Annotated in this window: 1 protein-coding gene; it reads right to left on the reverse strand. The window is 63.2% G+C overall.

What is annotated here, in order from left to right; genetic code table 11:
* Position 1: 1 nt before the first annotated feature.
* Entirely contained in the window at positions 2–5,353 is a 5,352-nt protein-coding gene (locus K8612_RS35845; RefSeq protein WP_223765548.1) for an RHS repeat-associated core domain-containing protein, read from the reverse strand.
* Between the last annotated feature and the right edge of the window lie 1,569 nt (positions 5,354–6,922).

The raw sequence follows: 6,922 nt of genomic DNA on the forward strand, positions 1-6,922 counted from the left end.
GTCAGTAGAATTTGGGTCCAAGGATCCGCGCCCAGATGGGCGTGGGGTCTGGGAGCTGCGGGGTATTCCCATACAACCAATAGGGAATGACATCGTAAACGAAATGGCCGAAGCCATCGATCCCATTAGGACCGGAATAGTTGTACGTCCCGTAGTTCAGGGGGTCCGTCACCAACTCGCCATCCTTGTATACGGCCTCGCACTTCCCGTCCGGAGAAACCCACTTCTCGTTCCGCTCATTGCCAGGACCAAAGCGGTGATACATTGATTTCGCGTCAGACAGAAGCTCCCAGTTATTTGCCGCGAGGCTACCATAGGGGACGGTCTGATTGTTTGCATTGCGCCCATAGTGCTGTCTCAAGAACCCAGCCAGATACGGAACAGGACTCAAGCCGATAGGCTCGTTTCCGTTCGGGTCCACGTAAAACATTGGACTGCTCAAGGCGTAGGCATACGCAGGAAGCGCTGAGGGTCCCCGGCCCAACATCGGTTCCGGCTGGAGGTACCTGCCAATGCTCGGGTCGTAGTAGCGGTTCCAGTTCTCGAAGAGGTCCGTCTCCGCGTCGTAGTAGTGGCCCATGAAGCGCAGGGGCGTCCAGAAGGGCTGCGCGCCCGTCTGGTAGCGCTGGTATTCGAAGCTCTCCAGCGCCGCTCCCATGGACGTATTCGGTCCGGAGCTATCAGGTGGGCCCGCGGAGATATGCACGCTCATCCCATCGGCGGGCAACGGGAACCATGGAGTGATCACCTGGTTCATCTCTGGGTCCTGATAGCTCACTTCCTGGGGAGCCACAGGGTCATTCCAGTAGACCATCACGTCGTCCTGCCCATCATGGATGTCAATGAACATGAACCGAGCGCGTGCGCCCACCTGGACATTGCTGTTCTCCGCAGGCTGCCAGAAACCAGCGAAGGTCTCTGCGTCGTCATCCGGATAGGGAAGCCCTGAACTGTCCCAGGTGGAAAGGCGGTTGACATGACCAAAGGGCTGATAATCCGCTGCACCTGCCACAAGTCCACTGCCATTCAGCATGAGGATCGGCTTGCCCACGATGTCCGTGACGGGGAAATAGACCCCGCACGCCGCGGCTTCGCCATCACGCCTGCAATCCACGGTCGAATCAGGCTCCCGGACGTTCTGTGTCGCGTCCAGCCGCCCCCTGAAGATCATCAACGGGCGCCCTCCGAGCCAGACGTAGTCATCCAGCACGCGGAAGTTGTCCTGGTTCAGTGGAACGACCTCATTCCATCCCTGGTCCACCAGGAGTTGGTTACCCGTCCCATGGAAGAATTCATCCCTCCGGTTGAAGGGGTTGACCTTGGCGCGCCTGCGTCCCAGGGCATCGTAGAAGTAGTTGTACGTCAAGCCGTTGACCCGTACGGCTCGAAACACAGACTCACGCGCTGCCCCCTGCCCTTCGGATGCGCCGAAAGGCGCGTAGCGGAACTCCATCAGGTTCGCGGGTTGTCCCGACGTGTAGTGTCCCAGCTCCTTGCTTACTGCACGGCCATCCGCGTCGTAGGTAAAGTTCGTCTTCGTGTACTGCCCAGTGGGCGGCGTCACGGACATCAGCAGATCCGAGCGAGTCCCCGTGTCAAATGCGATCGAGTATGGGTAAGTGCTGCCAAACTGAGTGAACTGAGATCGATTGCCCCGGCGATCATACCCAAATGCCTGCTGCTCGAAGGCGCCACCGGTTGCGTCCCAATTGCCTGTGGGCCTCGATGCGGACGTCAGCCTCAGGGTCCGATCATAGGCATACAGCTCCGTCCTGGGGGTCGTCGCACCCAGAAGGCACGTGTCCGTCCGAACCACTTGATCCGCGTTCCACGTGTAGGTGCGCTTGTAGATGCCACCGTCGTTGAACGTGCTACCCGGGTTGAAGTCATGCCGGGACACGCGCACCGAGCGCACCCGCCCCGTCAGATCCGAGTTCGCGGCGGACGGGACGGCCACCGAGCAGTTGGCGGGGGCCTGCGTGCCGTCATCCCCCAGTGCGTACTCCACTGCCACCGGGGTCGACTGAGCGGGCAACGGGTTGATCTGATAACCCCGCAGGCCGCCGAACGGCTCCCAGGCCACCTTGCTCACCAGACGCTGGGTTTCCGGACCGGAGTTCGTGAACAGGGTCACGTCGACGGCGGAGACCCGATGCGCGTTCGCATGCGTGCCATAGACGTAGGTGACCGTGCGCCCATAGGGGTACTGGACGTCCGACAGCCGACCCAGGCTGTCATATGTGTACCGCGTCTCCAATTCCGGCGTGCATCCCGGGTCGCCCTGCCGCTGCCTCAGCTCCGACTCCACCCGCCCCAGCACGTCGTAGCGGTACCAGGTGCGGCCCAGGGAGTCGTCCCGGTATCGCAACTTGCCCTCGGAGTGCATCACGTTACTGCCACAGCTCGACGGCACCGTTCCGTCCGAATCATAGCCGAACTGATAGAGCGTCTCACTGACAGGCGTGGTGCCGCTGCTCCTACGCTTCGCGTTCAGGGGCCGGTTCAGGATGTCGTGGCCGTATTCCAACCACTCGTTCGCCAACCGCATGGCCTCCGTCTGCTTCACGAGCAGATTGCCGCGCGCGTCGAACGCCTGACGTACCGGCCCGGTGGCATGCGGGAGCTGTGTCTGAACAAGGTTTCCGAAGTCGTCGTACTGGTATGAAGCCAGCAGTCCACAGCCCGCGGTCGCGCTGGCACAGCCCGCGCGAACGGCGTTCACGTTGCCCTGGGCATCGTAGGCAATCGTGGTGTGCTGTTCGACACCCCCGCTCAGATACTCGGAGACGCGGTTGAGGCGGTCCGCCGAGTCGTACCCCATCTGGGTGCAGAGTGCGGAGAGGGTCGCATCTGGGTTTCGGCAGAAGTCGGGGGCGGCATTGAAGGGCCGGCTGGTCGCGATCAGGTTGTTATTGAGGTCGAAGCCGCTGACGGCGGCGAAACTCCCCGTCCCCATGCCCTGCCGGGCGTAAGTGGGGCGAGATTGGGGATCCGGATGATGCGTTGACTGGGTCCGGAGTTCCTCGACGCCATTGATGCGGGAACGCCGCTCCTCGGTCTTCAACCCACCATTGGGCCAGTAGGTCGTGACCGACTTTTCGCTCCAGTCCACTCCAAACTCATCATCCGCCACCGCCACCCACTGGAGCTGGGAAGTCTTCTGCCCGCCCTGGCATCCCGCTCCAGTCGTTCCCGTCCGATAGCAGTAGACCGTCCAGACGCCGTCAGACTTCTGGATCGCACGGATCTGTGCGCCATCGTAGCGCAGGGTCGTCGACAGCCCCTCGCCTGTCGCGCTCACAAGGCGTCCCCCCTGGTACGTCATCGTCATGGTGCCGCCCTGGGGATTGATAACCGTGGTCGCGACGCCGCGTGCGTTGTAATTGAGGTATTCGGTCGTGAGCGGTGACGAGGAACAGGTATTGGTGTCACCCTGATGAGCGGTGTAACGCGACATCTTCCAGAGGCGTCCCGCGTTGTTGGTGCGCTCCACCGAGGGCGACCCGTAGTAGCGATACTGGGTGAGGGGGTAGTCAGAGCCCGTGCAGCCCGTGGCTTCTGGACCGCTCACGAGGCAAGGCCCCCGGACCTCCTTCAGCACCGTTCCTCCGGTGTCGGACTCTCCAGAGCACTTGAGATGGTTGTAATAGAAGATACCGACGTGACGGGCCACGGGGCTTGACCACGTCCCAGTCACCTCGTTGAACGTCTGGGTGAAGCCGGAGCGGATCACGGACTTCACGAACCGCGTCGCCGTGTCGTAGGTGGTCCGCGTGACGGCCTGACCATTCGGCTGCAATACGGACGGCATGGTGTTCGTGGAGAGCTCCACCGGCTTCCAGGGAGTGGGGATTGATCCCGAAGGGAAACTGGCGAACACCTGGGTCGTCGTTTCACCCGTGATACCACCGTTGCCGTAGTAGTCCTGACCGTAAGCCCGAGACACCTGCGTCACAGGGCTGACAGTCCCAGGCACGGAGCCCGTTCCCGCCGGAGCAAAGGTCTTCTGGATGACGTCGTAGCGCCCGAGCTTGTTCAGGGCAGAGCTCATGTAGAGCGTGCCATCCGCTGGCGTCGCGTATCCATAGCTGATGTCTCCAGCCGCGAAGCTCATGCAGTTGCCCGACACGCACGTGTCCTGGACTCCGTCCAGGATGGCGTAGGGCGCATAAGGGGTGCTGCGGGAGAAGAACCTGCGGCGATATTGAACCGACGTGCCGGCGGAGTCGCCTGAAGTCGCTGTCGTCGGCTCGGCCGAAGGCGGTACGCAGTTCGATCCACCGCCCATGGCGGCCGGACCGTCACAGTCGCCGGACCCCGCACTCATGGCCATGCTGGTGGTCGTGCCAGTGCTGACGGACGCCACCTTGCCGGACTGATACTGGTGTCCCGTCAGGGCCGACTGATTGACCGAGACACTCCAGGCCGTGGCGGTGGCGGTCGTTGCCGTGGTGTCTTCGTAGGAAACGCTGTCCCCGGTTTCTGGATAGTCAATCCGGGAAAGGAGGCCGGCCCTTTCGAAGGTGAGGCCCGTTCCAAGGGGATAGTGGAAGACCGCGACCGCAGTTTCAGAGAGATCGGAGGAGTTGGAGTTGTTGCGCAGGTACAGCGTGTCCAGGACGCACTCCGTCCCCGGATTGGCATCCGGGGCGGCATTGACGGGCCGATAGGACAGGCGCAGCCGGCTGCCCTCCTCTGTCGTGACCGTGGAGAGGTACGGGACCCCGTTGCCCAGGGCGCTCGCCCCAGGGCAGGCGAATTGCTGGCCGCCCTGAGTGAATGGAGGAGGCGTCGCGTACGTCAGCGAGAGGCGGACGCGCGGAGTCCCCGTCAGGCGATCCTCCTCGATGCGGGTCAGGAAGAAGCGGCGCACCAGGCCACCAGCCGTTGCCGTCCACCGGTGGCCATAGATGAAACGGCCTTCCCCTGGTTTGGTGAGGATGAAGGTACCGTTGATGGCCCAGAAGAGACTGGCATTGGACCAGCGGCTGTTGGTGCGGAGCGTGGCGTAACATCCGGAGCCGGTTATCAGGCAGGCGGAGAACTCGATAACTTCGCCCTCCGTATCGCGAACGGCCCAGGTGCTGCCCCCCGGAACGCTCCCCTGGACATGGACGAAGCTGTAGAGGGTGTGCCACCAGCGCATGGAACTCTGGCGAGTCGGGCTGGAGCCAAAGGGCTTGGCGATGAACGGCTCCACGCTGTTGCCCAACATCGACTGGTAGGACCAGAAGTTGTCGGTGGAGACGTACTTGCGCACGAAGTTCAGGCCGCCCAGTTCGCCGTTAAGACCTACGTCCACCGCGCTGAAACGCGTGGTCAGGTCCTTCAGATTGACGCGGGGCGCGGACATGGAGGAGACGCCGGCCCCCGCCACAGGCGCGACAGTCCCTTCGCAGACGTTGTCCTTCTTGGGCTCGGGCTGAGCCACCGGCGCGGAACAGCCATCACCACCACCACCACCGCCTCCTCCTCCGCCACGCCCAGGGTAATAGCCACCTGGCCAGCGTCCAGGCGGGGGCATTGTCAATGTGAATCCAGGCACGTAGGCACTCGGACCAGGGCCTGGGTTCGGGCATTTGCCCTCATAGGGGGGATTCGATCCCTCCTGAATGATCCCGCACTGTCCGTAGAAGCTGGCGCTGGGTCCTCCACCCGGGTTGCCAAAGCCACCCTGGGCGTAGGCGCACACGGGGCCCGCCGCGCAATAGGTGCCGCTGAGGGTCCTCTCTCCTGTGACGGAATCAATCTGTGGCTTGATTGCCGCGCAGGTGTTGCCACACGCGTTGCTGTCTTCGCACGAGGTCCCTCCGGGCGCGCACTGGAAGTTTTGCGAGCTTCCCGTGCCACAGTGCATTTCGCCCGCGATGTAGCCCGTCTCACTGCAGGACTTGCTGGACACGCAGCACTGGAAGTTCCCTCCGGCCTGGCTTCCCCCAAGGCCGAAGAGTAGGGCCTTCAAGCATCCGTTCGGGCTGCTGCACGAGGCCTGGGAGTCCCCCGAGCCCAGGCAGTAACCAACGTTCAACCCATCCCCACATCCGCAAGTCCAGCGGACATACCCGGACCCCGGTCGAAACTCACAGTAGTCGAACGTGGCGCTGCCCGCGCAGCCTTCATCCACCTCGCCATCACGATCGTCGTCGCAGCCGTTGCCGCAGTAGTCCATCGGCTTTGCAGTAGGAGGCTGACAGGTCCCCAGCGTCTCGCCATCCAGGCACATCGCGGTTCCGCCCGTGCCACACGCGCCGCAGGCTTGGGGCTGGGTACCAGCCATGCAGTCCCCCCACTCCCCCACGTCTCCGGGCGGTGCCGAGCACTGCCTGACGCCCTTGCACCCTCCACTGGTGGTGCATGAAGTGGTTTCCCCGTCGGAGCATGTGGGACCTGCCTCCGCCGCCCCCCAGGAAACCAGACACAGGACACACAACAGAATCCGGACAGACAAAGACATCACCGTCTCCGACGGAGAAGAATGCTTGAAGGAAAGAGGGAGCTCAGCCGCGTGAGGGCGCTGCGGCGCCCTTCCAATCCGCAGGGGGAACACAGACGCGGGCGCTGGCTCCGGGATGCACCCGCGAGCACTTCCACTGCGCCGGACACTGGGATTCGCCGACGCATGTCTGGCTACAGAAATAACCCTCATCGGGCATGGCTCCGGCGTGCAGGCAGAGGCCTGACTTGCATCCGGATGCACCGAACTTCGTGCAGTCCTCGCCGACATCAGTCGAGGCGTTCTCCGCCAGCTCCGTGCGGTGCTCGGCCAGGACTGGCGAGGGTTCGATGGTCGGGGCCGGCGACTCCGCGGAGCAGGCCAGGACGCCCGCCAACAGCCCTCCCAGGAGCCCATCCGCTTCCGGTTTAGCCGCCGCTCCCGAGAGAAGCCTCACGCTTCCGTCGTTCGCGCTCTCGGCGCTGCTGG

This window comes from Corallococcus sp. AS-1-6 (assembly GCF_020037015.1).
GTDB lineage: Bacteria > Myxococcota > Myxococcia > Myxococcales > Myxococcaceae > Corallococcus.

What these genes read in the sequence shown, in the direction of transcription:
- K8612_RS35845 (WP_223765548.1), bottom strand. Translation starts at nt 5,353, where the DNA reads ATGTCCGCGCCCCGCGTCAATCTGAAGGACCTGACCACGCGTTTCAGC.